Annotated in this window: 26 protein-coding genes and 2 pseudogenes; 6 read left to right on the top strand and 22 right to left on the bottom strand. The window is 69.5% G+C overall.

The annotated features are described in order from the left end of the window. Positions 1 to 16 precede the first annotated feature (16 nt). From ACWC2T_RS35715 to ACWC2T_RS35660, 12 genes are all read right to left on the bottom strand, one after another. Positions 17 to 718 carry a FadR/GntR family transcriptional regulator gene (locus ACWC2T_RS35715; RefSeq protein WP_450674491.1) on the bottom strand — a complete coding sequence of 234 codons (702 nt, stop codon included), beginning with the start codon at positions 716 to 718 and terminating at the stop codon, positions 17 to 19. Further along, positions 693 to 1736 carry an aldo/keto reductase gene (locus ACWC2T_RS35710; RefSeq protein WP_450674490.1) on the bottom strand — a complete coding sequence of 348 codons (1044 nt, stop codon included), beginning with the start codon at positions 1734 to 1736 and terminating at the stop codon, positions 693 to 695. The genes ACWC2T_RS35715 and ACWC2T_RS35710 overlap by 26 nt, the downstream gene beginning before the upstream one ends. A gap of 60 nt (positions 1737 to 1796) precedes the next feature. Then, positions 1797 to 3017 (bottom strand): PfkB family carbohydrate kinase, encoded by a 1221-nt coding sequence (locus tag ACWC2T_RS35705; protein ID WP_450674489.1) that lies wholly within the window; start codon positions 3015 to 3017, stop codon positions 1797 to 1799. Then, the gene (locus ACWC2T_RS35700; protein ID WP_450674488.1) at positions 3014 to 3643 is read right to left on the bottom strand and encodes a bifunctional 4-hydroxy-2-oxoglutarate aldolase/2-dehydro-3-deoxy-phosphogluconate aldolase; all 630 of its coding nucleotides are present in this window, start codon (positions 3641 to 3643) and stop codon (positions 3014 to 3016) included. The genes ACWC2T_RS35705 and ACWC2T_RS35700 overlap by 4 nt, the downstream gene beginning before the upstream one ends. Further along, positions 3640 to 4401, bottom strand: coding sequence for an SDR family oxidoreductase (locus ACWC2T_RS35695; RefSeq protein ID WP_450674487.1), 762 nt, complete (start codon positions 4399 to 4401; stop codon positions 3640 to 3642). The genes ACWC2T_RS35700 and ACWC2T_RS35695 overlap by 4 nt, the downstream gene beginning before the upstream one ends. Before the next feature lies 1 nt (position 4402). Then, positions 4403 to 5440 carry a zinc-dependent alcohol dehydrogenase gene (locus tag ACWC2T_RS35690; RefSeq protein ID WP_450674486.1) on the bottom strand — a complete coding sequence of 346 codons (1038 nt, stop codon included), beginning with the start codon at positions 5438 to 5440 and terminating at the stop codon, positions 4403 to 4405. Then, positions 5437 to 5874, bottom strand: coding sequence for an RbsD/FucU family protein (locus tag ACWC2T_RS35685; RefSeq protein WP_450674485.1), 438 nt, complete (start codon positions 5872 to 5874; stop codon positions 5437 to 5439). The genes ACWC2T_RS35690 and ACWC2T_RS35685 overlap by 4 nt, the downstream gene beginning before the upstream one ends. Further along, positions 5865 to 6767: an amidohydrolase family protein gene (locus ACWC2T_RS35680; protein WP_450674484.1), complete on the bottom strand. Its 903-nt coding sequence runs from the start codon at positions 6765 to 6767 to the stop codon at positions 5865 to 5867. The genes ACWC2T_RS35685 and ACWC2T_RS35680 overlap by 10 nt, the downstream gene beginning before the upstream one ends. Then, positions 6760 to 8094 (bottom strand): L-fuconate dehydratase, encoded by a 1335-nt coding sequence (locus ACWC2T_RS35675; RefSeq protein WP_450674483.1) that lies wholly within the window; start codon positions 8092 to 8094, stop codon positions 6760 to 6762. The genes ACWC2T_RS35680 and ACWC2T_RS35675 overlap by 8 nt, the downstream gene beginning before the upstream one ends. Positions 8095 to 8186: 92 nt before the next feature. Continuing rightward, on the bottom strand, positions 8187 to 9230 hold the full coding sequence (locus ACWC2T_RS35670; protein WP_450674482.1) for an ABC transporter permease: 1044 nt from the start codon (positions 9228 to 9230) through the stop codon (positions 8187 to 8189). Continuing rightward, positions 9223 to 10785 carry a sugar ABC transporter ATP-binding protein gene (locus ACWC2T_RS35665; protein ID WP_450674481.1) on the bottom strand — a complete coding sequence of 521 codons (1563 nt, stop codon included), beginning with the start codon at positions 10783 to 10785 and terminating at the stop codon, positions 9223 to 9225. Before ACWC2T_RS35665 ends, ACWC2T_RS35670 begins: the two co-directional genes overlap by 8 nt. Before the next feature lie 46 nt (positions 10786 to 10831). Next, positions 10832 to 11896, bottom strand: coding sequence for a sugar ABC transporter substrate-binding protein (locus ACWC2T_RS35660; protein ID WP_450674480.1), 1065 nt, complete (start codon positions 11894 to 11896; stop codon positions 10832 to 10834). A 473-nt stretch (positions 11897 to 12369) separates the two neighbouring features. Here ACWC2T_RS35660 and ACWC2T_RS35655 point away from each other — a divergent pair, with 473 nt between their 5' ends. Together ACWC2T_RS35655 and ACWC2T_RS35650 are read left to right on the top strand one after the other, a co-directional pair. Then, complete coding sequence (locus tag ACWC2T_RS35655; RefSeq protein WP_450674479.1) at positions 12370 to 14601, top strand: alpha-L-fucosidase; 2232 nt, start codon at positions 12370 to 12372, stop codon at positions 14599 to 14601. 238 nt (positions 14602 to 14839) lie between these two features. Continuing rightward, on the top strand, positions 14840 to 16366 hold the full coding sequence (locus tag ACWC2T_RS35650; protein ID WP_450674478.1) for an alpha-L-arabinofuranosidase B: 1527 nt from the start codon (positions 14840 to 14842) through the stop codon (positions 16364 to 16366). Positions 16367 to 16512: 146 nt separating this feature from the next. Here ACWC2T_RS35650 and ACWC2T_RS35645 read toward each other — a convergent pair whose 3' ends face one another. Further along, on the bottom strand, positions 16513 to 17283 hold the full coding sequence (locus ACWC2T_RS35645) for a barstar family protein (protein ID WP_450674477.1): 771 nt from the start codon (positions 17281 to 17283) through the stop codon (positions 16513 to 16515). A 49-nt stretch (positions 17284 to 17332) separates the two neighbouring features. On the opposite strand from ACWC2T_RS35645, the gene ACWC2T_RS35640 reads away from it, so the two are divergent. Beyond that, a complete protein-coding gene (locus tag ACWC2T_RS35640; RefSeq protein ID WP_450674476.1) occupies positions 17333 to 17596 on the top strand; it encodes a hypothetical protein in 264 nt (87 codons plus the stop codon). A 131-nt stretch (positions 17597 to 17727) separates the two neighbouring features. Here the strand turns inward: ACWC2T_RS35640 and ACWC2T_RS35635 are convergent, their stop codons facing one another. Next, on the bottom strand, positions 17728 to 18312 hold the full coding sequence (locus ACWC2T_RS35635) for a DinB family protein (RefSeq protein WP_450674475.1): 585 nt from the start codon (positions 18310 to 18312) through the stop codon (positions 17728 to 17730). Positions 18313 to 18484: 172 nt separating this feature from the next. Between ACWC2T_RS35635 and ACWC2T_RS35630 the strand changes: the two genes are divergently transcribed. The 3 genes from ACWC2T_RS35630 to ACWC2T_RS35620 all read left to right on the top strand — a co-directional run bounded on the left by ACWC2T_RS35630 (position 18485) and on the right by ACWC2T_RS35620 (position 19798). Next, entirely contained in the window at positions 18485 to 18877 is a 393-nt protein-coding gene (locus ACWC2T_RS35630) for a nucleic acid/nucleotide deaminase domain-containing protein (protein ID WP_450674474.1), read from the top strand. Continuing rightward, entirely contained in the window at positions 18765 to 19079 is a 315-nt protein-coding gene (locus tag ACWC2T_RS35625; RefSeq protein ID WP_450674496.1) for a hypothetical protein, read from the top strand. The genes ACWC2T_RS35630 and ACWC2T_RS35625 overlap by 113 nt, the downstream gene beginning before the upstream one ends. A gap of 83 nt (positions 19080 to 19162) precedes the next feature. Further along, positions 19163 to 19798, top strand: a complete 636-nt coding sequence (locus ACWC2T_RS35620) for a DUF3592 domain-containing protein (RefSeq protein ID WP_450674473.1) — start codon at positions 19163 to 19165, stop codon at positions 19796 to 19798. 368 nt (positions 19799 to 20166) lie between these two features. Here ACWC2T_RS35620 and ACWC2T_RS35615 read toward each other — a convergent pair whose 3' ends face one another. The 8 genes and pseudogenes from ACWC2T_RS35615 to ACWC2T_RS35580 form a co-directional block, all read right to left on the bottom strand. Further along, positions 20167 to 20928: a metallophosphoesterase family protein gene (locus ACWC2T_RS35615; protein ID WP_450674472.1), complete on the bottom strand. Its 762-nt coding sequence runs from the start codon at positions 20926 to 20928 to the stop codon at positions 20167 to 20169. 71 nt (positions 20929 to 20999) lie between these two features. Then, positions 21000 to 22478, bottom strand: coding sequence for a hypothetical protein (locus tag ACWC2T_RS35610; RefSeq protein WP_450674471.1), 1479 nt, complete (start codon positions 22476 to 22478; stop codon positions 21000 to 21002). Next, positions 22475 to 22810, bottom strand: a complete 336-nt coding sequence (locus tag ACWC2T_RS35605; protein WP_164251158.1) for a helix-turn-helix domain-containing protein — start codon at positions 22808 to 22810, stop codon at positions 22475 to 22477. The genes ACWC2T_RS35610 and ACWC2T_RS35605 overlap by 4 nt, the downstream gene beginning before the upstream one ends. After that, complete coding sequence (locus tag ACWC2T_RS35600; RefSeq protein WP_450674470.1) at positions 22810 to 23928, bottom strand: tyrosine-type recombinase/integrase; 1119 nt, start codon at positions 23926 to 23928, stop codon at positions 22810 to 22812. Before ACWC2T_RS35600 ends, ACWC2T_RS35605 begins: the two co-directional genes overlap by 1 nt. 279 nt (positions 23929 to 24207) lie before the next feature. After that, on the bottom strand, positions 24208 to 24360 hold the full coding sequence (locus ACWC2T_RS35595; RefSeq protein ID WP_450674469.1) for a hypothetical protein: 153 nt from the start codon (positions 24358 to 24360) through the stop codon (positions 24208 to 24210). Further along, a pseudogene (locus tag ACWC2T_RS35590) lies at positions 24357 to 24659 on the bottom strand (TetR/AcrR family transcriptional regulator); the annotation flags it as partial. The gene ACWC2T_RS35595 and the pseudogene ACWC2T_RS35590, both read right to left, overlap by 4 nt. A gap of 516 nt (positions 24660 to 25175) precedes the next feature. Beyond that, positions 25176 to 26378 (bottom strand): PP2C family protein-serine/threonine phosphatase, encoded by a 1203-nt coding sequence (locus tag ACWC2T_RS35585; protein WP_450674468.1) that lies wholly within the window; start codon positions 26376 to 26378, stop codon positions 25176 to 25178. Positions 26379 to 26443: 65 nt separating this feature from the next. Continuing rightward, positions 26444 to 26632, bottom strand: a pseudogene (locus tag ACWC2T_RS35580) (serine hydrolase domain-containing protein); the annotation flags it as partial. Between the last annotated feature and the right edge of the window lie 17 nt (positions 26633 to 26649).

Raw genomic sequence — 26649 nt, 5'->3', positions numbered from 1 at the left:
CCGTCGGGGGGCGGCGTCATCCTGCCGGCGCGGTGCTCCTCAGATGTTTCCGCAGCCACTGCTCGGTGTGGCTCACGTGCATCAGTGCGGCGGCCTGGCTGAGGGTGGCGTCACGGGTGGAGAGCGCCTCGAAGATCGCCTCGTGTTCCGCGAGGGTCCTGCCCGCGGCCTGGTCGTCGACCAGGCCGCGCCAGATGCGGGCGCGCAGGGTGCGGCCCGAGATGCCCTCCAGCAGGGTGAGCAGCGTTTCGTTGCCCGTGGCCGAGACCACCGCGCGGTGGAACGCCGCGTCGTGCGCGTTCAGCTGCTCGACGTCGTCACGTGCGGCTCGCATGGCCTCCAGGTGCTGCTTCACCTCTGCCAGCTGGTCGTCGGAGATCCGGGTGGCGGCGAGTGCAGTGGCCACCGGTTCGAGGAGCCGGCGCACCTCCATGAGGTCCAGCAGCGCCGCCGAGTCGCTCTGCAGCAGCTCGACCGCGCCGCCCAGGCCCTCGAGCAGCAGGCTCGGCTGCAGGCTGGTCACATAGGTGCCGTCGCCCCGGCGGACTTCGAGCACGCGGGCGACCGCGAGTGCTTTGACCGCCTCGCGGGCCAGGTTGCGGGACAGGCCCAGCTGAGCCGCCAGCTCCGGCTCCGGCGGCAGCTTCGAGCCCGGTGGCAGCGCCCCGGTGCGGATGAGTTCACGGATCCGCTCAATGGCCTTGTCCGTCAGAGACAACGCGCACCCCTTTCTCCGGAGTGTTCTCCGCGCTGTTCCGCGTGGGTACGTCCGGCCTGATCAGGCCCTGGGCGCGAAGATCGTCCCAGAGAGCTTCCGGCACCTGCCGACGGTGGAGTTCCACGTTGTGCCTGACCTGCTCCTGATTCCTCATTCCCAGGGTGACGTTGATGATACTGGGATGGCTGAACGGGAAAGCGATCGCGGCGGCGGGCAGGGTCGTGCCGTGATGTTCGCAGACATGGGCGATGGCCAGGGCACGGGCGACGAACTCGGGCGGAGCGTCCTTGTAGTCGTACTTCATGCCCGGCACGGGACGGTCCCGGGAGAGCAGGCCCGAGTTGAACACGCCGACGGCGACCACGCTCTTGCCGTGTTCCCGTGCGGCGGGCAGCACGTCGTCCAGCGCCGACTGGTCGAGGAGCGTGTAGCGTCCGGCCAGCATCACCACGTCGGCCGCGGTCTCGCCCAGGAAGCGGGCGAGCATGGCCGACTGGTTCATGCCGGCGCCGATCGCGCCGATCACCCCCTGGTCGCGCAGGTCCGCAAGGGTGGGCAGAGCCTCCTCGGCGGCCTGCCGCCAGTGGTCGTCGGGGTCGTGCACGTAGACGATGTCGAGACGGTCGAGACCCGTACGCTCCAGGGTGGCATCGATGGAGCGGAGCACGCCGTCCCGGCTGAAGTCCCACTGGCGGCGCAGGTCGTCCCGGACGACGAAGCCCTCGCTGTCGACGCCCCGCGGCTGCTCGTTGGGCACGAGCAGCCGGCCCACCTTGGAGGAGACGACGTACTGCTCGCGGGGGCGGTCGCGCAGGGCGGCCCCCAGCCGCTGCTCGGACAGGCCGAGCCCGTAGTGCGGCGCGGTGTCGAAGTACCGGATGCCGCTGTCCCAGGCCGCCTCGATCGCGGCCGCCGCGTCCTGGACCGGTGTGACCCGGTAGAGGTTGCCGATGACGGAGGCACCGAAGCCCAGTTCGGTGACGTCGACGGCGGTGTTCGTGATCTTCCGGGTTCGCAAGACGTGCTCCTCGGGTCCTACGGGTGGGACGGCTTCCTGTGGGCGGGACAAGGCGCCGTTTCAGCGCCAGACGGCTGCCGAGCCGCCCGCCACGAGCGCCTCGACCTCGGCGAGCGAGGCCATGGAGACGTCGCCGGGCGTCGTCATGGAGAGTGCGCCGTGAGCCGTGCCGTAGGCGAGGGCGCGCTCCAGACGGGCGGTGGTGAGCGGCGCACCGGTCGGCTCGGCACCCGTGAGCGGCTCGGCGGCGGGGCGCCGGAGCGGTGCGTGCTGCGACCCGGCCCGGCCGAGGGGGCGGTGCCGCGGCGCCTTGGCGCTCCACCGTCCGTCAGCCGGGCCGGAACCGGCCGTGGACTCGCTCTCAGGCCCGGGGGCCGACGTCAGCAGCCCGTAGACGAGTCCGGCCGCGAAGGCGTCGCCGGAGCCGATGCGGTCCAGGACGTGCAAGCCGGGCATGTCGGGGCCCGCGACGAAGCCGGTCGCCGGTGACCAGGCCGCCGAGGACCAGTCGTTCACGCCTGCCGAGGGCACGCCGCGGAGCGTGGTGGCCAGTACCTTGGCCTCGGGCAGCAGGTCGGCGACCTCGGCGAGCGCATCCGGCACCTCGTCCGGGCGGACGCGCACCGCTCCGGGGTACGGTCCGGCCAGGCCGAGGGCGCCCACCACCACGTCGGCGTGCCGGGCGAGCCGCAGGTCCACCTCGCGGGCCCGTTCGGCACCGCCGCGGCCGGCCCAGAGGCTCGGGCGGTAGTTGGGGTCGTAGGAAACGGTGACGCCGTGCCGGCGTGCCGCGGCCATCGCCTCGTCCGCCACGTCCACCGTGGTGTCCGACAGGCCGGCGAAGATGCCGCCCGTGTGGAACCAGCGCGGGCCCGCGGCGAACAGCGCATGCCAGTCGACGTCCCCCTTGCGCAGCTGGGACACGGCCGTGTTGGCGCGGTCGCTGACACCCAGCGCACCCCGGATGCCGAAGCCCCGCTCCACGAAGTTCAGCCCGTTGCGGGCGGTGCGGCCGATGCCGTCGCCGGGCACCCAGCGGATCAGTGAGGTGTCGACTCCGCCCTGCAGGATCAGGTCCTCGGCCAGCCGCCCCACCGCGTTGTCGACCAGAGCGGTCACGACGGCCGTGCGCAGGCCGAAACAGCGGCGCAGTCCGCGTACGACGTTGTACTCGCCGCCGCCCTCCCAGACGTGGAAGGTGCGGGCGGTGCGGACGCGGCCCTCGCCGGGGTCGAAGCGGAGCATCACCTCGCCGAGGGCGATGACCTCGGGGGAGCTCATCGCCTGCTCCTGACGACGGCCTCGGCGGTCAGCCGCCGGATCCCGTCGTAGTCGCCGCGCTCCACGTGGCCGGTGGTCGCCATCCAGCTGCCGCCGACGGCGAGGACCGCCGGGTGGGCAAGGTAGCCGGGCAGGTGAGCGGGGCCGATGCCGCCGGTCGGCAGGAAACGTGCCCGGGGAAACGGAGCCGCGAGTGCCTTGAGCATGCCCATGCCGCCGAGCGGCTCGGCGGGGAACAGTTTGACCGTGTCGAGACCGGCGCGCAGGGCCCGCATCACTTCCGTGGCGGTGGCGACACCCGGTACGACGGGTACGTCGAGCTCGCGGCACGTGGCGACGACCTCGGCGTCGTAACCGGGGGAGACCACGAAGCGGGCCCCGGCCACCACGGCCCGCTCCGCCTGCTCGGACGTGAGCACGGTGCCCGCGCCGACCGTCAGCCCGCCGTGCGCCGCCATCGCCTTCACCACCTGCTCGGCGTCCGGGGTACGGAAGGTGACCTCGGCGCACCGGGCGCCGCCCGCCGTGAGCGCGTCGGCGAGCGGGCCGGCGCACGCGACGGACGGAACGGTGAGCACCGGCAGGATCCGGGCACCGGACAGGACGGAGACGACAGACGCGGTCATCGGCCCAGCCATCCGCCGTCGACGGGCAGGACGGTGCCGTGGACGTAGGCGGCGGCGTCCGAGGCCAGGAACACGGTGGCGCCCGCGAGGTCGTCGGCGGTCCCCCAGCGTCCGGCGGGGATGCGGTCCAGGATCGCCTTGCTGCGCACCGCATCGTCCCGCAGTGCCTGGGTGTTGTCGGTGGCGATGTAGCCGGGCGCGATGGCGTTGACGTTCACGCCGTGCGGGGCCCATTCGTTGGCCAGTGCCTTGGTCAGTCCGGCGATGGCGTGCTTGGCGGCGGTGTAGCCGGGGACGGTGATGCCGCCCTGGAAGCTGAGCAGCGAGGCCGTGAAGATGACCTTGCCCTGGCCGCGGGCCACCATCGCCGCGCCGACCGCCCGGGTGAGCGCGAACTGGGCGCTCAGGTTGACCTGCAGCACCAACTCCCAGTCCGCGTCCGGGTGTTCGGCAGCCGGGGCGCGGCGGATCGTGCCCGCGTTGTTGACCAGGATGTCCACCGGCCGCTCGCGCCCGGCGAGGTCCGCGCCCAGGGCCCGTACGGCGTTGGGGTCGGCGAAGTCGGTGCGGATCGCCTCGAAGGTGCGGCCCGCGGCGACGACGTCCTTCTCCACCGCGCTGCCGGACTCCTCCAGCGACGCGCTGACGCCGATGACGTCCGCGCCGGCCTCGGCGAGCGCGCGGGCCATGGCCCGGCCGATGCCCCGCCGGGCGCCGGTGACGACGGCGAGCCTGCCGGTCAGATCGAAAAGAGGCATCTCAGGCTCCCGTCGCGTCGTTGCCGCAGTCCACCAGGATCTTCATCACGTCCCCGCCCGCCTCCAGCGCCTCGAAGGCCGCGGGCGCCTCGGTGAGCGGCACGACCTTGCTGATCAGCCGCTCGGCGGGGATCGTGCCGTCCGCCACCAGCGTCACCGCCCGCTCGAAGTCGGAGCGGTCGTACAACCGGGCACCCACGAGGGTGAGCTCCCGCCAGAAGAAGCGGTGCAGGTTCACCTCGCGCGGGCGGGGGTGGATCGCCACCAGGCACAGGCGGCCACGCACGCCCAGCACCTCCACGGCGGTGCCGACACCGCCCGCGGCGCCGGAGACCTCGAAGGCGACGTCCGCGCCCGCGCCGCCGGTCCACCGCTGGACGAGCTCGGGCACGTCGTCGGCGGCCGGGTCCCACGTGGTCAGGCCCAACTCCTCGGCCAGGAGGCGTCGGTGGGTGCTGAGTTCCACCACGCGGACCTCGGCACCGGCGGCCCGCGCCACCAGCGCGATGAGCACCCCGACCGGTCCGCCGCCGACCGCGACGACCCGCTCGCCCTCCCGCACCTCGGCCCGGCCGACATCGTGCACAGCCACGGCCGTGGGCTCCACGAGTGCGGCCCGGTCCAGGGCGAGGGAGCCGGGCAGCCGGACGAGGGTGGCGGCCGGCACGGTCCAGCGCTGCTGCATCGCGCCCGGCGAGTCGATGCCGATGAAGTCGAGGTTCTGGCAGATGTGCCGGTGACCGGAGGCACACGCCGGGCAGGTTCCGTCCCAGCGCAGCGGCATCACGGTCACCGCGTCACCGGGCTGCCAGCCCTCCACGTCCGGCCCGACGCGTACGACGCGGCCGGACATCTCGTGTCCGAGGACGGCGGGCGCGGCGACCCGGGCGTCCATGTCGCCGTGGAAGATGTGCAGGTCGGTGCCGCAGATGCCGACGTAGGCGGGCGCCAGTTCCACCTCGCCGGGGCCGGGGGAGGAGGCCTCGGCGGGCGCCGTGTCCAGGGTGCGGGCGGCCGTGTAGCGGACTGCGAGTGTCATCGTGGGGTCAGGGTCCCTTCAGCGCGGACGCCGATGGTCAGCAGCAGGTTGGCGTACGTACGGATGTCGGCGGTGACGATGGCCAGCGCCAGGTCGGGGGAGCGTGCGGCGTCGTAGAACCCGAACCGGTCCAGCGTCTCCACCGGGGCGGGCGCCAGCCTGGCGCGGTACTCGGCGATGGCCGGCGGCTCCGGGTCACCCTCGGGCGGCACCATCACCTGGGCCGACTCGACGGGGATCGCCCGCAGGAGGACGTCGAGCACGGTGGTGACGTCCAGCAGGCCCGGCCTCAGGTTGAGGTGGACGGTCCTGGCCCGCTCCCCGGTGGCCGTACTGGCGGGGTAGTGGCCGTCCGCGAGCAGGACGCGGGCGCCGTGGCCGGCTCCGGCCAGGGCTTCGAGGATTCCGGGGTGCAGCAGGTCCGTCAGGAGCACGGCGTCCCCTCCTTCGTCGGGGCAGGCGTCAGGTGGTAGAAGTCCGTCGCGGTGCCGGCGAGCACCGCGTGGATCTCGGTGCCGGAGCAGCCGTCGAGGAGTTCCTCGACGGTGGCGGCCCAGCGGTTCCAGCCGCCGGCGAGGACGCAGACCGGCCAGTCGGAGCCGAACATCAGCCGGTCGGGGCCGAAGGCGGAGAGCAGGACGTCCCACACCGGGCGGATGTCGTCGACGGTCCACTTCTCGTGGTCGGCCTCCGTGACGAGCCCCGACACCTTGCAGCGGACCTGGGGATGCCGGGCCAGTGTCCGCACCTGCTGTGCCCAGTCGGTCAGTTCCCGCGTTACGAGAGGCGGCTTGCCCGCATGGTCCAGGACGAGGGGCAGCTCCGGCAGCCTCTCCGCGAGACGGATCGCCTGCGGGAACTGGTGGCTGCGGATCAGCACGTCATACCCGAGCCCGCGCTCTGCGACCGCTCGCAACCCCCGCTCGACCTCCGGGCGCCCGAGCCAGTGCGGGTCGGACTCGCCCTGCACGATGTGCCGGACGGCCCGCAGGTACCGGCCTGCCGAGCCCGTCCGCAGGTCGTCGAGGACGTCGCCGATCGCTGGGGACGTCAGGTCCGCCCAGCCGACGACGGCGCCGATCAGCGGGTCGCTGTCGGCCAGGGTGAGGAGGTCGCGAGTCTCGGGGACGGACGTGACGCACTGGACGAGCACCGTACTTGTCAGCCGTCGTCCGGCGATCGGCCGGGTCGCGGCCGATCGCAGGGCGTGCGAGCTGAAGTTGCGGCGGAGCGGCTCGTGCCCGGGCTCGTCCAGCCAGGGCTGCGGCCGGATGTCCAGGTTCCACACGTGGTGGTGGGCGTCGACGAGGGTCCGGGCATCAGACACGGGCGGTCCAGACGGGTCCGTCGGGGTAGGCGTACTCCTTGAGGGACTCCGGGTGCATCTGTGCGCTCAGCCCGGGAAGCTCCGGCGCCAGATAGTGACCGTCGGCGATGCGCACCGGGTCGGTGAAGTGCTCGTGGAGGTGGTCGACGTACTCGATGACCCGGTTCTCGACCGTCCCGGAGACGGCGACGTAGTCGAACATCGACAGGTGCTGCACCATCTCGCACAGACCGACACCGCCGGCGTGCGGGCACACCGGCACGCCGAACTTCGAGGCGAGCAGCAGGATCGCGATGTTCTCGTTGACGCCGCCGACCCGTGCGCTGTCGATCTGCACGATGTCCACCGCGCCGGCCTGGAGGAGCTGCTTGAAGACGACCCGGTTGGCGATGTGCTCGCCGGTGGCGACCTTGATGGGGTCGACGGCCTTGCGGACGGCGGCGTGGCCGAGGATGTCGTCCGGAGAGGTGGGTTCCTCGATCCAGTACGGCTGGTAGGGCGCCAGGGCGCGCACCCAGTCGATCGCGTCCTGGACGTCCCATCTCTGGTTGGCGTCCACGGCGATACGGATGCCGTCGCCGACCGTCTCGCGGGCGACCCGCATGCGTCGTACGTCGTCCTCCAGCGACGCGCCGACCTTCAGCTTGATCTGGGTGAAGCCGGCGGCGACGGCCTCCCGGGCCAGGCGGGCCAGCTTCTCGTCGGAGTAGCCGAGCCAGCCGGGGGTGGTGGTGTAGGCGGGGTAGCCGCGCTCCAGCAGGCGGGCGGTGCGCTCCTGGCGGCCCGGTTCGGCACGGCGCAGGATGTCCAGGGCGTCCTGTGGAGTGAGTGCGTCGCTGAGCCAGCGGAAGTCGACCTGCGCGACCAGTTCCTCGGGCGGCATCTCGCCGAGGAAGCGCCACACGGGCTTGCCCGCACGCTTGGCCGCGAGGTCCCAGGCGGCGTTGACCACCGCGCCGGTGGCCATGTGAATCGCCCCCTTCTCCGGTCCCAGCCAGCGCAGTTGAGGGTCGTGGACGAGGGAGCGGGAGAAGGCTCCGAGGTCGGCGCAGACCTCCTCGACGGACAGGCCGACCACGTGGGGTGCGAGGGCCGCGATGGCGGCGGCCTGCACGTCGTTGCCGCGTCCGGTGGTGAAGGCCAGGGCGTGGCCCTCCAGCCCGTCGGTGGCGTCGGTGCGCAGGATCACGTAGGCGGCCGAGTAGTCGGGTTCGGGGTTCATCGCGTCCGACCCGTCCAGGTGCTCGGACGTCGGGAACCGCACGTCCAGGACGTCGAGGGCGGTGATACGGGCAGATGCCGATGGAGCGGACACGGCAGAGGACATGACGGCAACTCCTGTGAGAGCAGGCGGGAACACGGCCCCCTGCGACGGAAGGGCGAGCGGCGAGCGGTGTGCGACGGCGACGGCCGCCCGGTTCACTCCTGCACCTTGCCGCCGGTGACACGCGAGATGGTCAGGGCGACCAGGATGATCAGGCCGTTGAGGGCACCGATCCACTGCGCGGGGACGCCCGCGAGCGTCAGCACGTTCTGGATCATGAACAGCAGCAGGATGCCGCTGAAGGCGCCGAACATGGTGCCCCTGCCGCCGTTGAGGCTGATTCCGCCGATGACGGCGGCGGCGAAGACGGTGAAGATGTAGCCGTTGCCCTGTGCGGAGGCGACCGAGGCGAGGCGGCCGGACAGCAGCAGCCCGGCGAGGGCGGCGAGCACGCTGCCGGTGACGATGACGATCCACAGCACCCGGTCGGTACGGATGCCGGCCGCCTTCGCAGCGTCGACGTTGCCGCCGATGGCGTACAGCGAGCGGCCGAAGCTGGTCCAGCCGAGGACGACGATGGCGACCGCGAACAGCACCAGGCAGATCCAGATCGACGCCGGCATCCCGAACCATTCGGCGGTGCCCAGGTACAGCATGGACGGTGGCAGCTGGAAGAAGGTCTGGCCGCCGGAGATGCCGGTGAGGACGCCCCGCAGCACGATCAGCATGCCGAGGGTGACGATGAAGCCGTTGAGACCGAAACGGATGATCAGCAGGGCGTTGATCACTCCGACGAGCGCGCCCACCGCGAGGGTGACGGGGATGGCCCAGGCGCCGGGGAGCAGGCCGAGACCGTGCCCGGCGCCGGCCGGCACCACCAGCCAGGCCGCGACGCCCGGTGCGAGCCCCATCGTGGACTCCAGCGACAGGTCCATCTTCTTGACGATCAGGATCATCGTCTGGGCGAGGACCAGCAGGGCCATCTCGGACATGGTCTGCAGGACGTTGATGAGGTTGTCCACCTGCAGGAAGACCGGGTTGACGATCTGGCCGACGATCGCGATGACCACGATGGCGGGCACGAGGGCGAGGTCGCGCAGCCGGGCCAGCGGTATCCGACCGCCGAGCAGCGCGGTCCGCTTCGCCCGAGGCTCCATGCCCCCCGCTGCGGCGGTGTCCGCGAGGACGGTTTCAGGCATCGAGGTCCACTCCTTCCATCGCGGCCACGAGTTCGTGGTCGTGCCAGCCGCGGGCGATCTCTGAGGTCACACGGCCCTGGAACATCACCAGGACCCGGTCGCACATGCGCAGGTCGTCGAGTTCGTCGGAGGCGATGAGCACCCCGGTGCCGGTGGCCGCGGTCTCCTCGACCTTTCCGAGGAGGAACTCCTTGGAGCGCACGTCCACGCCCGCGGTCGGACTGATCAGAACCAGCAGCCGGGGGTCGTCGGCGAGGGCGCGGGCCATGACGACCTTCTGCTGGTTGCCGCCGGAGAGGGCGGAGACGGGCAGGTCGGGGCCGGGCGTCTTGATCGCCAGGTGCTCGATCATCCCCTCGGCGAGCCGGTCGCGTCGGCTGCGGCTGAGGAATCCGTTCCTGCCGAGCCTGCGGGGAACGGACAGTGTGGCGTTGTCCGCGATCGACATGTCCGGCACGAAGCCCTGGTGGTGCCGGTCCTGCGGGACGAACCCGGCGCCGGCGGCGAGCGCGGCGGGCACGCTGCCGGGACGTGGACGGTTGCCGGCGATCTCCACCTCGCCGCTGTCGGCGGCCCGCAGTCCCACGACGGTCTCGGCCACTTCGGTGCGTCCGCTGCCCGCGGCCCCCGCGAGCCCGACGATCTCCCCGGCGCCGACCTGGAAGGTGATGTCGCCGAAGGTCTCGCCGCCCAGACCCCGGACGCTGAGCGCGGCCGTGGCGCCGGCGTCGAGGCTGCTCGCCCGTTCCTCGCGCCGGTCGGCCGCCGCCTCACCGGTCATGGCTGCGACGAGTTCGGTGCGGGGCAGTTCGGCCACCGGGGCGGTCAGGATGTGGCGGGCGTCCCGGAACACCGTCACCATGTCGCAGATCTCGTAGATCTCCTGCAGGTGGTGGCTGATGAACAGGAAGGTCACGCCCTGCCGTTGCAGGTCGCGGATGCGGTCGAAGAGGCGGTTGATCGCCGCCGCGTCGAGCTGGGCGGTCGGCTCGTCGAGGATGATGAACCGGGCACCGAAGGACAGAGCCCGGGCGATCTCCACGAACTGCCGTTGCTCCACGCTGAGATCGGCGGCGGGCGTCTGCGGGTCGACGTCCACGGACCAGGTCGACAGCAGGTCCTTCGCGCGGCGGCGTACCCCCTGCCAGCTGATGAGCCGGTGGCGGCCGTGGTCGTGCCGGTTCAGGAAGAGGTTCTCGGCGACGGTCAGCGTGGGGATGATCGTCGACTTCTGGTAGACGCAGGCCACGCGCCGGCGCCAGGCATCGCGGTCCGTGAGCCGTGGCGCCGGGCTGCCGCCGAAGGTCACCGTTCCCTCGTCCGGGGCCTGCAGGCCGGTGAGGACGGAGACCAGGGTCGACTTGCCGGCGCCGTTGCGGCCGACGAGCGCGTGCGTCTCGCCGGGCCTGATGGTGATCCGGGCGCCGTTCAGGGCCACCGTAGGACCGAATCGTTTGACCATGCCCGTCGCCTCGACGACGGGCGGATCTGCCGGGACCCGTCCGTCGTCCGTCGGGGCGGGTGCGGGGCGGACTGCTCGTTCCCCGTCGCTCATCTCAACCGCCTTGGTGGTGTTCGCCGTTGGTCTTCGGGACGTGGTGTCAGCCGAGGTTGTTGCCCCACAGCGACTTGTCGTCGCTCTTGACGCTGGGCACGCCGCCGTAGGTGGCGCCGTCGGCGGTGACGAGCGGAGCCGAGAGCTGGTCCTCGAGCAGCCCGTCGCGGACCTTGACGATGGCGCTGTCGTGGTCGGTCTTGCCGGGCTGGAACGTCTTCCCGTCGATCGCGGCCTTCAGGTAGTACAGGGCGTACTTGGCGTAGAGGTCGGCCGGCTGGGAGACCGTGGCGTCGATCTGCCCGGCGGCGATGTCCTTCAGCTCCTCCGGGATGCCGTCGTTGGAGACGACGAACACGTGCTTGTTGTCCTTCGGGCCGGCCAACAGCCCCTTCTGCTTGAGGACCTGGAGCGTCCCGGACAGCGCGAAGCTGGACTGCATGTAGACGCCCTTGATGTCCGGGTTGGCGGTCAGGTCCGTCTGCAGCTTCTGCGCGGCGACTGCACCGTCCCAGTTCGTGGCCTCGCCGAACACCTTGATGCCCGGGTAGTTCGCCTTCATGCACGCGTTGAACGCCTCGGTGCGGTCACGGCCGTTGATCGAGGAGAGGTCGCCCTGGAGCATGACGACCTTGCCCTTGCCCCCGAGCTTGATGCCGAGGTACTTGCACGCCTTCTCGCCGTACGCGCGGTTGTCGGCGCGGACGACCATGAAGACCTTGCCGGTGTCGGGGCGGGTGTCGACCGTGACGACCGGGATCTTCTTGGCCTCCAGCTGCGCCAGGGTGGGGGCGATGGCGGCGGTGTCCTGCGGGGCCATCGCTATGCCCTTGACGCCCTGACTGATGAACGTCTGTGCGTTGGCGGTGAGTTTGGCGACGTCGTTCTGCGAGTTGGTGGTCTTGAACGAGAGGCCGAGCTGCTTGGCGTACTCCGGTGTGTACTTGATGTACGAGTTCCAGAAGTCGGTGTCGGAACGCGGGTAGTCGACGCCGACCAGCGGCGCGTCGCTCGAGGCGGACGCGGTGCCCGAGCCACTGCTGCAGGCGCTGAGCAGAGCCAGGGCGGACAGGGCCGAGGCGGTGGAGCAGAGAGCAGTTCTGAGTCTCATCGATACTTCCTCGCGCTGGTCCCGGAGCGGGAGAGGGTGTGCACGGCGACGACTGCGGGCCGCCACATCGGAGAGATGGGATGTATGTATAGGCGGCGATCGAGGGTGCTGTCTAGGTCTCGGGAGAAGTCGCTGAAAAACAGGTGGTCTTGGAGTCGCCCGGGATGGCCGGGCGTAAAATCAATCCCATCAATGATGCGCATGTGTGATGCGTCGACGGCTTGTCCTCGGGCTTTCCGTGCGGCGGTGCGCCCTTCGCGCATCGCATCGCGCAAACATGCCATGTCTGATGCTCGATAAATGGGACATAAGCGTCTAACTCGGGGTGGAATCGGGAGTCAAGAGGTTGCTTTCATCCCTGCACGCCCGTTGACATCTGCGCGTCACATGGTCGAACTTCATGCGTAACGTGCGGCGCTCCAGAGCCGTGGGCGTCGTGTCTCCCCTTGTCCTCCCACCTCAGGGATGTCCTCATGCCGAGCTCGTTCAACAGACGCCAGTTCCTGGCCGCCGCCACATGTGCAGCGGCGGCGACCGTCGCCGGCGGCGGCCTCGGGTCAGGCGTCGCACAGGCGGCACCGAGCACCTACACACCGTCGTGGCCCTCGCTCGACCAGCACCCGCCCGCCCCCGAGTGGTTCCAGGACGCCAAGTTCGGCATCTACTTCCACTGGGGCGTCTTCAGCGTTCCGGCCTATGGCAACGAGTGGTATCCGCGCAGGATGTACATCAGCGGCGACTCGGTCAACCAGCACCACATCGCGACCTACGGCGACCCGTCCGTGTGGCCATACCACAACTTCATCAACGGGGCGAAGGACCTGGCGGGCAACTTCGTGCAGTTCGCACCGAAGCTGAAGTCGGCGGGCGGCAACTTCGACCCCGACGAGTGGGCGCAGCTGTTCGTCGACGCGGGCGCGAGGTTCGCCGGGCCGGTCGCCGAACACCACGACGGCTTCTCCATGTGGAACAGCCGGGTCAACGAGTGGAACTCGGTCGCCAAGGGACCGAAGCTCAACCTGCTCCAGCTGTTCACCGACTCCATCCGCGCCAAGGGGCTGAAGCTCCTGGTGGCCATGCACCACGCGTACAACTTCAACGGCTACTACGACCACGTGCCGGCGCAGTCCGACCCGAGCCTGCAGAAGCTGTACGGGCAACTGGGCACCACGGCGGAGAACCAGCTGTGGTACGACAAGCTCAAGGAGGTCATCGACCTCGCCCGGCCCGACATCCTCTGGGAGGACTTCGACCTGTCCAAGGTCGACGAGGGCCAGCGGCTGAACTTCCTGTCGTACTACTACAACCAGGCGAACTCCTGGGGTCGCGAAGTCGTCGCCACCTACAAGGACGGCTTCGACAGCCACGGCGAGGTCTTCGACTACGAGCGCGGCGGCCCCGCCGACATCACCGCCCCCTACTGGCTCACCGACGACAGCATCTCCAGCTCCAGCTGGTGCTACACGGACGGCATCGGCTACTACAGCACCCAGCAGATGCTGCACTCACTGATCGACCGGGTCAGCAAGAACGGCAACATGCTGCTCAACATCGCCCCGATGGCGGACGGCATCATCCCCCAGGCGCAGAAGGACATCCTCCTCGGCATCGGCGACTACCTGAAGCGCTTCGGCGAGTCGGTGTACTCCACCCGAGCCTGGACCGCATACGGCGAAGGTCCCACGCAGATGGGCGGCGGCGCCTTCACCGCCCCGCAAGCAGGTACCCCGCAGGACATCCGCTTCACCCGGAACAAGAACGACACCGTCCTGTACGCCACAGTCCTCGGCTGGCCGGGCAGCACACTGACGATATCGACGCTCAACTCGGCCCGGATCGACGTCAGCTCCCTGACCTCGGTACAGCTGCTGAACTCCACCGCCGGCACGTACACAAACCTGCCCACGCCAACGCAGGACTCGACCGGGCTGCGCGTGACCCTGCCGTCGTCGGCGCCGTTCTCCGCCCTCGCCTACGTCGTGAAGCTGACCTTCTCCGGCCGGATACCCACCCTGCAGCCACTGGCCGGGGCCGTGGCCTACCAGGACGTCAACTACTCGGGTGGCTACGCCGTGCTGCCCATCGGCTCCTACACCGCTGACCAGTTGACGCTCGCCGGACTGCCCAGTCCCAGCCTGTCCTCCCTGAAGCTGGCCCCCGGCTACCAGATCACCGGCTACTCCGGTGACAACTTCACCGGCACCGCCTGGACCTTCACCTCCGACAACGCCGACCTGCGCAACACCGGCAACAACGACGCCGTCGTGTCGATGAAGGTGCAGTTCAACCCCTCGGCCCTGCTCAGGATCACCAACGTCACCGACGGGCTGGTGCTGGACAGCGGCGGCAACGTCCCCAGCGGCTCCAACCTCAAGCAGTGGACCTGGAACGGCAGCACCAACCTGCAGTGGCAGGCCGTCGAGCTCGGCAACGGCTACTACAAGCTGGTCAACCGCACCAACGGCATGGTCGCCGACGGATGGGGCGCCACCACGAACGGCTCCGCCGCCCAGCAGGCTCCCTGGAACGGCGGCACCAACCAGCAGTGGCAGATCCAGCCCCGCGGTGGCGGCAGGTACTGGATCGTCAACCGCACCACCGGCCTCGTCCTCGACGGCGGCGGCAACGTGCCCTCGGGCTCCGTGACCAAGCAGTGGTCCGGGAACAGCAGTCCCAACCTGGAGTGGACCTTCACGGCGGTGTGACTCCGGCACCGGCATGACGAGTGGCTGCCGCGGGCGCGCTCGAGGGGGGCGGCTGCCCCACTGGATTGGCCCCGCGGCTGCCCCACTGGATTGGCCCCGGCGGCCTCTCACCGCCGTTCGCCTGCACGGCCCTTGCCGCGCCGACCGGTCCGCCGCGGACTCGGTCGGGGCGCGACTTGATGATCCGCACCGATGAACACGGGAGTTCCTGTTGCCTGCGCTGTCCACTTTTCGCCGAATGCGCCAGGGGTTGGCGGCCTCCTTGACCACGCTGGCGCTCGCCCTCGCCGGTCTGGTGGCCTCCACCGGCGCCTCGCACGCCGCCACGCAAGCGCCCTGCGACATCTACGCCGCGGGCGGGACACCCTGCATCGCTGCCCACAGCACCACCCGCGCCCTGTACGCGTCCTACAACGGCGCGCTCTACCAGGTCAGACGCTCGTCGGACAGCACCACCCGCGACATCGGTGTGCTCAGCGCCGGAGGCGTCGCCAACGCCGCCGCACAGGACTCGTTCTGCGCCGGTACGGACTGCGTCGTCACCCGCGTCTACGACCAGACCGGCAAGGGCAACACCTTGCTCTACCAGGGACCCGGCGGGACCGGCGGCGCCGACACGGCGGCCACCGCGACCTCGGAAGCGGTGACGGTAGGCGGCCAGAAGGCCTACGCGCTCTACGTCAACCCCGGCAACAGCTACTTCGTCGACGGCTCCGCCTCGGGTGTGCCGACCGGCAGCTCACCTGAGGGCGAGTACATGGTCACCAGCGGCACCCACGTGAACAACGGCTGCTGCTTCGACTACGGCAACACCGAGACGGACCACAAGGCCGACGGCAACGGCGCCATGGACGCGATCAACTTCGGCACGGAGTGCTGGTTCGGTGGTTGCAGCGGAACCGGGCCCTGGGTGCAGGCGGACCTGGAGAACGGCCTGTTCTCCGGCGGCAGCAAGACGTGGAACCCGAACCAGGTCTCCCGGACCAGCCACTTCGTCACTGCCATGCTCAAGAACAACGGCACGACCCAGATGGCGTTGGGCGCCGCCAACGCCCAGTCCGGGAGCCTGACGAGGCTCTACAGCGGCTCACTGCCCAGCGGGTACAACCCGATGCACAAGCAGGGCGCCATCATCCTCGGCAGCGGTGGCGACTGCTGCCAGACCAACACGAACGCGAGCGCGGGCACCTTCTACGAGGGCGCCATGGTCAAGGGCTACCCCTCCGACACGACCGACGCCGCGGTCCAGGCCAACATCGCCGCGGCCGGCTACGCCACGACCACCACGCCGTTCACCCCGGGGGCGAGGATCTCACTCCAGGCCACGACCGCCTGTTGCACCTCCGACTACCTGCAGCACGACGCGAGCGACGACAAGGTCGTGATCGCGCCAGTAACCTCGAGCAGTTCATCGACCGACAAGGCCAACGCCACGTGGATCGTCAGGCCAGGTCTGGCGGACAGCAAGTGCGTCTCCTTCGAGTCGGCCAACGCATCCGGCGCGTACCTCAGGCACTACGCATTCGAGCTCTACCTCAAACCCCGCGACGGGACCGCGCAGTTTGCCGGTGACGCCACATTCTGCCCGTCCCCCGGCAACAGCGGCACGGGCTACTCGTTCCAGTCGTTCAACTACCCGGCCAAGTACATCCGCCACTACTCCCACGTCGCGTACGTCGCAAGCGACGGCGGCTCCTACGCCTGGGACGCCACCTCGCTGTGGCCCCAGGACACCAGCTGGCTCGCCTCCACCCCCTGGAGCTGATATGCAGTCGGGGGACAGGGGGTGGGCGGCACAGGGCCTCTTCGCGCCCGACGGACAGCGTGGGCCGGGACTCGTACATCGAAAATCCCTGACCGTCAGCGGCGACGAATGAAGGGTCTGCACGCCATGGGGTCGACGTGGGCACGTCAGGTCGGGATGACCTCGACGCCGTACTCTCGCATGACGTTCACCGCCCAGGCAGTGAAGTCATCCCCCAATTGCTCGCGAGACGCCGCGAAATTGCGCCATGTGAGTTGAAGCGGATTACTCGGAAGTCTGCTGCTCATGAGGCAGTCGTCGAGGGCCGCGGGGTTCGAGCCGAAGTACCCTCCGGGGCCGTTCACCGCCTCTCCGAGAGCGCAGAAGAAGCTGCTTTCCCGAGGCATCTCGAGGCCATCGATGACGACTGCGCGGTCAGTGCCGTACCTGCCCGCCTCGTGCCCTGTCGCGAACCACGTGGACTGCACGACGTGCAGCCAGCTCTCATGGGCCTCAACGGGGTGGCGACGCCATTCCCCCGTTTCCGTCGGCTTTCCACCGGCCCGGCGACGCCAGAACTGACCCGCATATGGGTACGCGCAGGCACTTCCGTGGAAGGAAGCCTTTCGGTCGGCAAGGCCGGCACCGAGAAGGCTGCGTTCCGCGTCACCGAGCTGAACACGGCCGATGTAGTAGGATCCGATCCGCTTCCCGTCGAGGTCGACCACGTCGATCCCTATGTCGTCGAAGTCCCCGGAGAGCGCGCTGAACGTATCAGGGACGCCCCTGAGAATGATTTCCTCGGATTCGTTTGGCGGCCACACAAAGAAACCCTCAAGCTCCTGCGCTGTCAGAAGCGTGTCCTGGGAGTCCTCGTGGACCAGGCGGTAGAGTGCATCCGCGGCGCTGTCGGTTGCCATTCCCGGCGAAGCGGTCATTGGTTTTCAACTTTTCCATTCTTGCATTGCAATGCCCGGCAGGGGTGTCATGCTGATCGGCTGGGGTCTGTCCTACGGCGGTGTGTCCGTGGGCCTCCAGACCTGGATGATCAAGTCCGCCCCGCGGGCGGTGGAAGCGGCCTCCTCGCTGTGGGTGGCGGTGTTCAACCTGTCCATCGGCCTCGGCGCGCTGGTCGGCGGCGTCATCGTCGACGCGCTCGCCCTCCAGGGCGTGCTGTGGCTCGGCGGCGCCTGCGCCCTCCTCGCCGCCCTGGCGATCTGGACCGCCCGCACCAACGACGCCCTTCGCTGACCGAGTCCTTCACAGCGGCCACCGGGGGCGCGTAGTCACAACGGCGCCGACCGGCGCGCCGCCGCTGTACCGGCGGCGGCATGTCGGCCGACGTCGTACTGTGCCGGGCTCCAGGCGTGGCCTAGTTGCCTCTAAGCCTTGATTGGTGCGGCCGACCTGGCGGCCTGTTCTATCTTCGCGCAGTAGGCCGCACGAGCTTCCTCGTCGATCTGCTTCTCGTGTTCGGGGCGCACCCCGGTCCGGCCGTCGAGGCCCTCGCGCAGGATATCGGCGTGCCCGGCATGCCGGTTGGACTCGCCGAGGACATGGACCATGACGGCGAACAGGTTCGTGTTGGAATAGGGCTCCGGCCACCACGGCACGTGGCCGGGGGCGTCGAGGGGAAGCTCGTTGATCGTCGCGTCCGAGTGTTCCCACGTGCACCGGTAGAACCCGATGATCTGATCGCGGGTCTCGTCCTCGGTCGCCCACAGATCGCTGCCGTTGTAGTCCTGCCACCGGGGCAGCGGTTCCGGGGAAGGGCGGCCGAAGACCTCGCCGAAGTACCTGGCCTCGACGGTGGCCACGTGTTTGACCAGGCCGAGGAGGTTGGTCCCGGTTACTGTCAGAGGTCGACGGGCGTCGTATTCGGACAAGCCGTCGAGTTTCCAGAGCAGCGCCTTGCGGTCCCGCCGCAGTCTCCCGTGCAGGTTGTCTTTCGCGAATTCATCGATCATGCGGCACGAGCCTGCCATGGGCTGCTCGTGGTCTCAAGATCCCGTACGTGGTCCGCAACGACTGGCAGAGCCGAGGCCTGGCCATGGCCGCCGCCCTGACCTGCTACAAGAAGCTCGCGAAACGTGCCACGTGAGACACCCTCCATGTCGTCGGTTTCAGCAAGGGTGACGGTTGCCCCCGACCGAGATCGAAGCGTTGTACAGCGAACGGAGCCCCTGCGATGCATGTGCGCCGAAGCTGGAGAACCTGCTCAAACCCGGGGCCCCCATCACCTACTCCGTCCCCAACGGGTCTGCTTCCTCGAACCTCCTGTACAAGCTGATCCAAAGGTTCGAAGGGACGGCATTTCTCCGGTCCACTCAGCATTCCGCTGAGCAGATAGGGAACGTGTCGGGTGCGGTGGGCGGTCATCAAGATGCCCGCCGCACCACCCAAGGAGAAGAGAAACGCGATGTCCGAGTACGGTTTTGCCCGCGCGTCCGACCAAGTTCTCGCTGTCCGGTACGAGCTGGCCGACCACGTGATCCAAGCACTCCGGTGGGCCGGCCTGCCCGCCTTCCGTGATGGGGAAGAGGGAACAGCGGACCGTTCGGGCGCGGTGGTCTCGGTGGACGCCGACGCCGAGACGGCCTCGGCCTGCGCGCGCGAGGGTTGCCTGGCCGGGACGAACAGGGCAAGTGAGGAGGTGAGAGCCCTCTCGATGCCCGTTGCCCATACGTACCGAGTTCTCCAAATTGCCAGCGGATTCGGCGAGTTCGGCCAGTAACGTGCGAGACCAGCCGCAAGGTGCCTCCAGCGATCAACATGCCGATGGCGATGACGTCGGCCACGATCTGTTCTCCTGGGCGTGTGGTGGTGGTCGCGCGGGAAGACGAGGGCCGGGTGCGGACGGTTCGCCGGGCCAAACGTTCCCTGCTGGAGCCGGCCTCCTGCCAGGCGGCGAAATCCCCCGTCGCCCAACCTGTGGCGCTCCGGGAATCGGGTCGTCTGGGTGTTGTGTTGCAACCGGTCCTCGGGGTGCTGCGTCTCCTCGACAGCGAGGACTCGGTGTGCCGGACGGAACGGGAAGAGCGGTTGATGTCGAACGGAACCACGGTCGCGGTGCTGTGTGCTGCGCCGGCCGCGCTGCTTTTCGTCGTCGCGTGGCGGGAGGCGGCTGTGGTGCGGCGGCTGCGGCGGGACGGCATTCACACGCGAGGCGTCGTGGTCGACAACACGCAGGTCGCCGATGACGACGGGCAGATCTGGGTGCCGGTCGTCGCCTTCCATGACCAGCAGGGACATCGCGTGGAGTTCTCACCCCGGATGCGGGGGACCAGGATGGGCCTGGAGACAGGGCGCGAGGTTCCGGTGGTGTATGAAGGCCGGCACCCCCAGACGGCACGGGTGCACATGTGGCGGTACATGATGGGGACGGCGGTGTCTCTGCTGTTGGGCGGGATGGCCTTCCTCGGGGCCGCCGTACTGATCGTCCTGACGAAGTGACCGCTTCATCCGGGCGGCGGCCCATGGCGGTGATGCGAGCGGCCCCGGCCACTTCTGGCGACCGCCTCCCTCTCCGGCCGTGAAGCGCCGTGTCACACCAGGGCAGTCGAGCCGCCAGGGGCGCTGTCAGCGTCCGCGGCGGGCTGATGCGCAGGCATCTGAAGCCCGACTCGATCCACTCCCGCCCGGCCCACTCCGGATGCCGCTCGACCAGCAGCGCCCGCACCTCGGCACGATCTGGGTCCCGCCCATCACAGAGTCACGTCGGCGCCAGGTCTCATCCCGTAACTCGGCCCTCGGGATTGGTAGGCGTCGTTGATCGTGTAGTCGGTGTTCGGCTGCCCGCTGTCGTGGATGGGGTGCGAGTGTCACGGGCTGTGGTCGCGTCCGTCCCGTGGGGCGAAGGCTGTGAGGGCGTCGGCGTCGGTCGCGCGAGCGTGCAGGAAGTAGTCCGCCCATTCGGTGATGTCGGGGTAGGACGAGTCCTGGCTGAGCTGGGTGGCTGCGGCTTGGAGGTCGAACTGCGTGGTGCGCAGTTCGACGCCCGGGCCCAGTAGGGCCCAGTGTGCTCCGGTTCGTCCGTAGGGCATGCCGATGCTGCCGGGGTTGATCACGAGCCGGCCGTGGGCGAGGCGGACGAACGGCATGTGGGTGTGGCCGCAGACCACGGTGCGGATGTCGGTATCGAGTCCGCTGAAGACTTCCTCCCAGCGGCCGAGGCGGGAGTCGACCAGGACGACCTCCTCGTCGTCGCGAGGGGTGGCATGGGAGAACAGCACCTTTCCCATGCCTTTCACGGACAGGGATAGTGATCGTGGAAGCGAGCCGAGAAGGTCGAGATGGTCTTCGCGGAGCTTTTCGGCTGCCCAGGGGGCGATCGGGTCGGGGATCGTGTCGCGTTGCCCCCGGCGGTATTCGAGGAGTTCCCGGTCGGCGTTGCCGCTGATCCAGATGACGCGGTCGCCGAGGCTGGTCAGCAGGTCGAGCACCTGGGCCGGTTGCGGGCCGGCGGTGATGTCGCCGGTCAGCACGATGTGATCGGCGGTGCTGACGTCGGGTTCGGCGAGTACTGCCTCCAGGGCCGGCAGGACTCCGTGGATGTCGGACAGGACGGCTACTCGGTTCAGCATGGTCACCACTGTGGGGTGAAGACCGCCGAGCGGTGTGATCTTTCGCCCGGCGCGTAGTTCGAGGGGGCCAGTCAGCGTGTGTGGTCGCCGGGTGCGTAGTTCTTCCAGGGGGCTCCGGCTTCGGTGGCGATGCGGGTGGTGCTCTTGTCGTGGTAGCCGAGTGCCTGGGCGATGACGGGCGCCGGGGCCTGGAGGACGAGCTGGCGGATGGCGGAGGTGCGGCCTTTCTCGGCCGGGACGCCGAGTTTCCGCAGTGCGTCGCGCAAAGTGCCGGGATTCATCGGCTGGCTCGGGCGGCGGCCGGGGAAGAGCCAGGGCGAGTTCTGGTTGATGGCAGGGGTGTTGGCGGGCAGGGCCTGGAGGTAGTCGAGCAGGAGGGCGGCCACCGGCTCGGGTACTGGGGTGGGCGGGTTGCCGAGCCGGAGTGCGACATGCCGACCGTCGTGGACAACGTCGTCGGTGACCATGCGGACGATCCGGCTGACGGGCTGGGCGAACAGCAGGACCAGACAGGCGGCGAGGCGGACTCTGGGCGAGGTGCTGTCGTCGGCGAGGACCCGTTGCAGGGCGGTGATGCGCTGGTGTTGGCCCATCGGGTGGGGGTTGGTGGTCGGGCGGTTCGGGATGGTCAGCCGCGGCATGCGGCGGGTGTCCATGCACCAGCGCAGGAATGCTTGTGCGGGGCGCCGGGTGGCGTACTTCTCCGCGTGCCAGGCATCGAGATCGGTCTGGGTGCAGGCGTCCAGCGTGACGTGCCGGGCGGCGAGCCAGACCAGGAAGGCGCCGGCCTGGGTGATCTGCTGACGGGATTCCTGCGTCGTGCTGGTACCCAGCGGGCTCCTGGCCGCCTTGGCGCGGAGCTTTCGGAGCTGGTGCCAGGTGGCGAAGTGCTGGAGCATGCGGGCGTGTTCTGTGTCGGCGGTGGCGGCGATGCGCTGGGCGAGCCACCGCTCGAACAGCAGGAGCCGACGGTCGAGGTGAGGCAGGACACCGCTGTCCATGAGCAGGTCGCGAAGGTAGGCGGCGGTCCGCCAGTTCGGCAGGGCCTGGATGGCGTCGTGTGTAAGCGGCACTGTTCCGGTGGCGAGGTCCCGCAGCAGAGCCGGGACCTGCGGGTTGCGGAGCCAGATCAGCCGGCTCTTCGGGCGGTCCAGGCTCACCAGAAGCTGGTGCAGCGGGACCAACTGCGGGTGGATGCGGCCGGTGCCGTCGTCCAGGAGGGCGGTGAGCCGGTCGGAGAGGGTGCAGCGTTCGCAGAGCCGTCCGCCCAGAAGCAGGCCCTCGAAGCCGCAGCGGTCGCAGAAGAAGTCGCGGCCGATGCCTGCGCAGTCCCGGCAGATCGCGGTCCCCGCCGCGTCCCTGCCGGGAAGCAGCCGCTCGGTTGCGCAGCCGGGGCAGCGGCCCCGGTCCCGCGTGGCCCGCTCGTAGCAGGTGCGGCAGATAGGTCCGTCCGACCAGTTCGCCGACTTGGCGGCGCGGCGGCCGCAGCGTGCGCAGGTGCGTATGTGCCACCGCTCGTACTTTTCGCGGCTGTCGTAGGCCGGGCTCACGAGTCGGGGGTGATCCGGGCGCGCTTGGGCCGGATGGTGTTGGCCAGGTCCACGACGTCGGCGCCGCCGGAGGCGGCGGTGCGGCGCGGGGCAACGTTCTCGGCCCGGGTGGCGATCAGGTCGGTGGGAGTGACGTCGAGGATGTCGCAGAGTGCGGCCAGGACGGGCAGGGAGAGTCGTTCGGGAGTCTGGGTGACCAGGCGCCAGACCTGGACCGAGGACAGCTCGATGCCGCGTTCGGCGAGCAGTGGGGAGAGGTCGGAGGCGGCGAAGATGCCGCGGGTGGCCATCACCTCGCGCAGTCGCCACTGGTAGCTGACCTGGCGTTTCATCAAGCCCTCCTCGCCGGCCGCAGAGCGGCCTGCATCGTCGCGTCCAACGCTCTGCGCAGGGTGCGGGTGCGGAAGTCGGAGGACACGCACGTGTAGATCGCGGTCGTGGATGCGTGTTCGTGCCCGACCTGTTCCTGGACGAACCGGGCGTCCATGCCCTTCTCGATCAGGTGGGTGACGTAGGACCTGCGGAAGGAGTGGAAGTCGAGTCCGTCGTCCAGGCCGAGGGCGTCCCGGTAGGTGGTGAAGCGGGTGTTCATCTGGGAGAAGCCGACCCGGGCCGAGCGCTCCGAGGGCCACAGAGCTCCGGAGCCGGCAGTGGGGAACAGCGGACGCACTTCCTCGTTCCACTGCTGGAGGATCTCCGCCGACCAGTCGAAGACGGTCAGCACGCTGCGGCGCTTGGGCGGTGAGCCCTTCTTCGCCTTGCCGTGGCGGACGTAGAGGACGCCGTACTCGCCGAACTCGGGGCCTTCGGGGTTGCGCCCGAAGTCGACCGCGTCCAGCATCCGTGTCTCGTTGCGGCGCAGGCCGAAGGCGTAGGCGGTCTTGAACAGCATCGCGTCGCGGAAAGCGGGCAGCCAGCCCTTGCGGCCCCGTCCGCGGACCCTGCCGACCTGGTCGTCGGCGTGGTCGAAGAACGCCTGCAACTCCTGCCGGGTGAAGGCCCGTTTACCAGGGTCTGCCTCGGCTTCCTCCACGTGCACCGCAGTGTTCCACTCGTGCACCACCTGAACCGGATGGGCGCCGAAACGCTCCTCGCAGGTCACCGCCCATCCGTAGGCGGGATCGGTGATGAAGGAGCAGAAGGACCGGACCGATCCCTGGTAATTGCGGAGCGTGGAACGGCGCAGGTGGCGCACTGACCGCAGGTCGCCCAGCCACTCGTCGACCATCTGCGGCGACCAGGCCCAGGGGAACGTGTCCGCGTGCCGGACAAAGGCGCGTACCACCTTCTCCCGGCCCTCGATCGTGGAGAACGCCAGGTTCCGCGCGAGCTGCTGGTTGCGCCAGCCGTCCAGCATCGCCGTGAACACCTGCTCGTCCGGCCGCAGCAGCGGCAGGTCACTGACCAGATGCAGCCCGACAGCCCCCGGCGCGAGCCTGTTCCCACCCACGAATGACTACCCTCCGCCACCTACATCAGACGAAGGAATCTTTCATTAGATGTAATCGCTTGACAAGTTCCCAGCTCAGAAGACGTGATGCCGTGCATCCGACCCCCTTCAAGCGGCGCGGCCAGTCCCCCTCAGCGGGCTCATGCAAGCCGCTGACCAGTGCAGAACGGTCAAGCTGCCGTCGGTGTGCGATCCAGCCGCAGTGTTGCATCCGATGAAATTGCGGCCACTTGGGGTATCGGAACGGGAATGAGCGGTAGACGCTGACGCACTACCGCGTCAGCGCGCGGGCTCAGCCGTCGCCATACGAGGGCTGGGGATCTCCTCGGCCTGGAGCGCGGCCAAGTCGGCGTGTGCCTGTTTGACGGCTCCGGGGTACGCCTCGCGCTTGGCGTGCTTGGCGAGCGCCCGGGAGCACTCCGCGGCGGTCAACCTTGCAGTGGGCCGGAGGCCAGGACTCTGGTGGCGAAGTTCGCCAACCATGTGCGCATTGTTTCCCGCGGCACGCGGTCTTCTCCGGCCAGGTGCTCGACGAGGTCGGCTCGCGTGGCGGCGAGCAGGGCGTGGGCGGTGAAGTCGCCGTCGGTCAGGCCGGGGATCTGCTCCAGTACGGCTCGGAGCAAGCTGTGCCACCACCCGTAATGCTCCGCCTGGTACGGGCTACTGCTTCCGCTTTCCTCCAGGGCCAGCGCGAGGCGCCGGTTGTCGAGTTTGAAGCACAGGACGGCGTCGCGCTGTCGCCCGGAGCGACCAGCACGGAGTTCTTCGACGTCGTCGGCACGGATGCGGCAGACGGCGGCAGCAAGCGCCAGTCCCCGCGGAGGTCGTTGCCACGGCACTGCGCACGCTCGACCGCCGCACACCCCAGCCGAGCGTCATCTCCGGCCGCCTCAACCGCACGATGGCGACCCTGGCCCGCACGGCCGGCCGACGCCGCACGGTCCAGTTCATGGGATCCACGACATCCGCCCGCCGGCCGGTTCCGTAACCGCGCACACCGACAGGCTTCCGCTCTACGACGTCATCCGGCCGGGCAGCAACGCCAGTGAGGCTGGAGGCCCGCCCACAGTAGGCGATCTTCGACGCGATCCGCGGCGAACGCGCCGCCGGGTCCAGCGCGCATATGGGTAGGTGGGGCCCGTCGCACTTCGCGTCCGCCGGAGTCGCCGACGTCTCGGACTTTTGCGTCGTCATGACTCCCTCTCCCTTTGGACTTCTCTTGGCCGGTCTGCGGGCCGGGTCGAGGCTCAGGAAGGGTCCTCCGCAACCGGCTTCGGGCCGGAGTCGAGTCGACGGCGGCCGTCGAGGGGATGGGCCGTGGTGTGCGGTAGGTGGAGGTGGTGGGCGCCGTAGCGTTCGATGGCCAGGAGAGCGGCGTCGTCTCCGGGTTCGTGGCCGACGTGCTCCAGCAGGTCGCGGTGGATGTGGCGGATCAGGGCCTCGGGTCCGGACGCGGGCGCGGAGGCGGCGCGCTCGGTGAGGGGGTAGAAGGCTCCTTCGGGTGAGCGGGCTTCGATGACGCCGTCGGTGTAGAGCAGCAGCGTGTCGCCGTCCTCGAACGTGAAGGGGTCGGCGCGGTGGCTGGGGACGGACAGTTCGCACATGCCCAAGGGGGGTACCGGGCGCCGTGCGTGCAGGACGGTGACCTGGTCGTCGTGCAGCAGCAGGGGCGGCGGGTGGCCCAAATTGACCATCTCGACCTGCGTGCCGTCGTCGGGGATGTCGAGCAGGAGAGCGGTGATGAAGTGCTCGCCCCGGTCGTGCTCGGTGTCTGCGACGTCTTCCAGGCTTCTGCAGATGCTCACCTCAAGGCCCGCGGCGAGTTCGGGCAGGGTGTCATAGCGGTGCGCGCCCTCGCGAAACGCGCCCAGCACCATGGATGCCTCACCGATGGCGGCCAGCCCCTTGCCGCGGACGTCGCCGATGATCACGCGGGTGCCACGCTCCGAGCGCGCGATCGCGAACAGGTCGCCGCCGATACGGGTCTCGTCCTCGGCCGCCAGGTACAGCCACGCCACCCGCAGCGGGCCGATCCGGCGGCGTGGCGGCCGCAGCAGTACGAGCTGCGCCGTCTCGGCCACCGACCGTGCCCGGTTCAGCTCACGACTGCGCCGCTCGCGCACGTGGCAGACGAAGACGACCAAGGCGGACAGCAGGGTCAAGCCGGCGATCTGCGAGAGGTGGTTGGTTGTGGTCAGTCCGCCGTGGAATACGGCGATGAGCACCTGGGCGGCCACAGCCAGTGCTCCGACGAGGGCGGTCAGTCGCGGCCCGGCCAGGGACGCGGTGAGGGCCGGCGCGATCACCAGCAGGGGGCCCAGGTGGACGTCCGGCGGGGAATGGACGTCCACCACCGTGATCACGACGATCAGCGCAAGGGGGATCGCCACCAGCCTGCGGCCCAGCTGCTGCTCCGGGAGGCGGTCCACCGGCACACGCCCCGCACCCATACATATCGGTATACACCCGCCTGTAATGCATGTCCCACAGCGAGATCTTCGCCTGGCGCCTACGTGGATGACCAGACGGCGAGGATCTTGGTGAGGCCGGCGGCGCCGAACACGGTGTCGGAACGCTTGGGGATGTCCGGCTCATCGGGGTCGAGGACGCCGGTGGTGCCCTGGGTTCGGACGCCAGTGGTGTCGCCGACGGCCCACACGGCGCCGGGACACACCTTGTCGCGGACGCCTTCGTCGAGCAGCATGCAGGAGATCTTGGTGT

It is taken from the genome of Streptomyces sp. NPDC001393, assembly GCF_053597455.1.
This window is presented reverse-complemented; position numbering and strand designations above follow the sequence as displayed.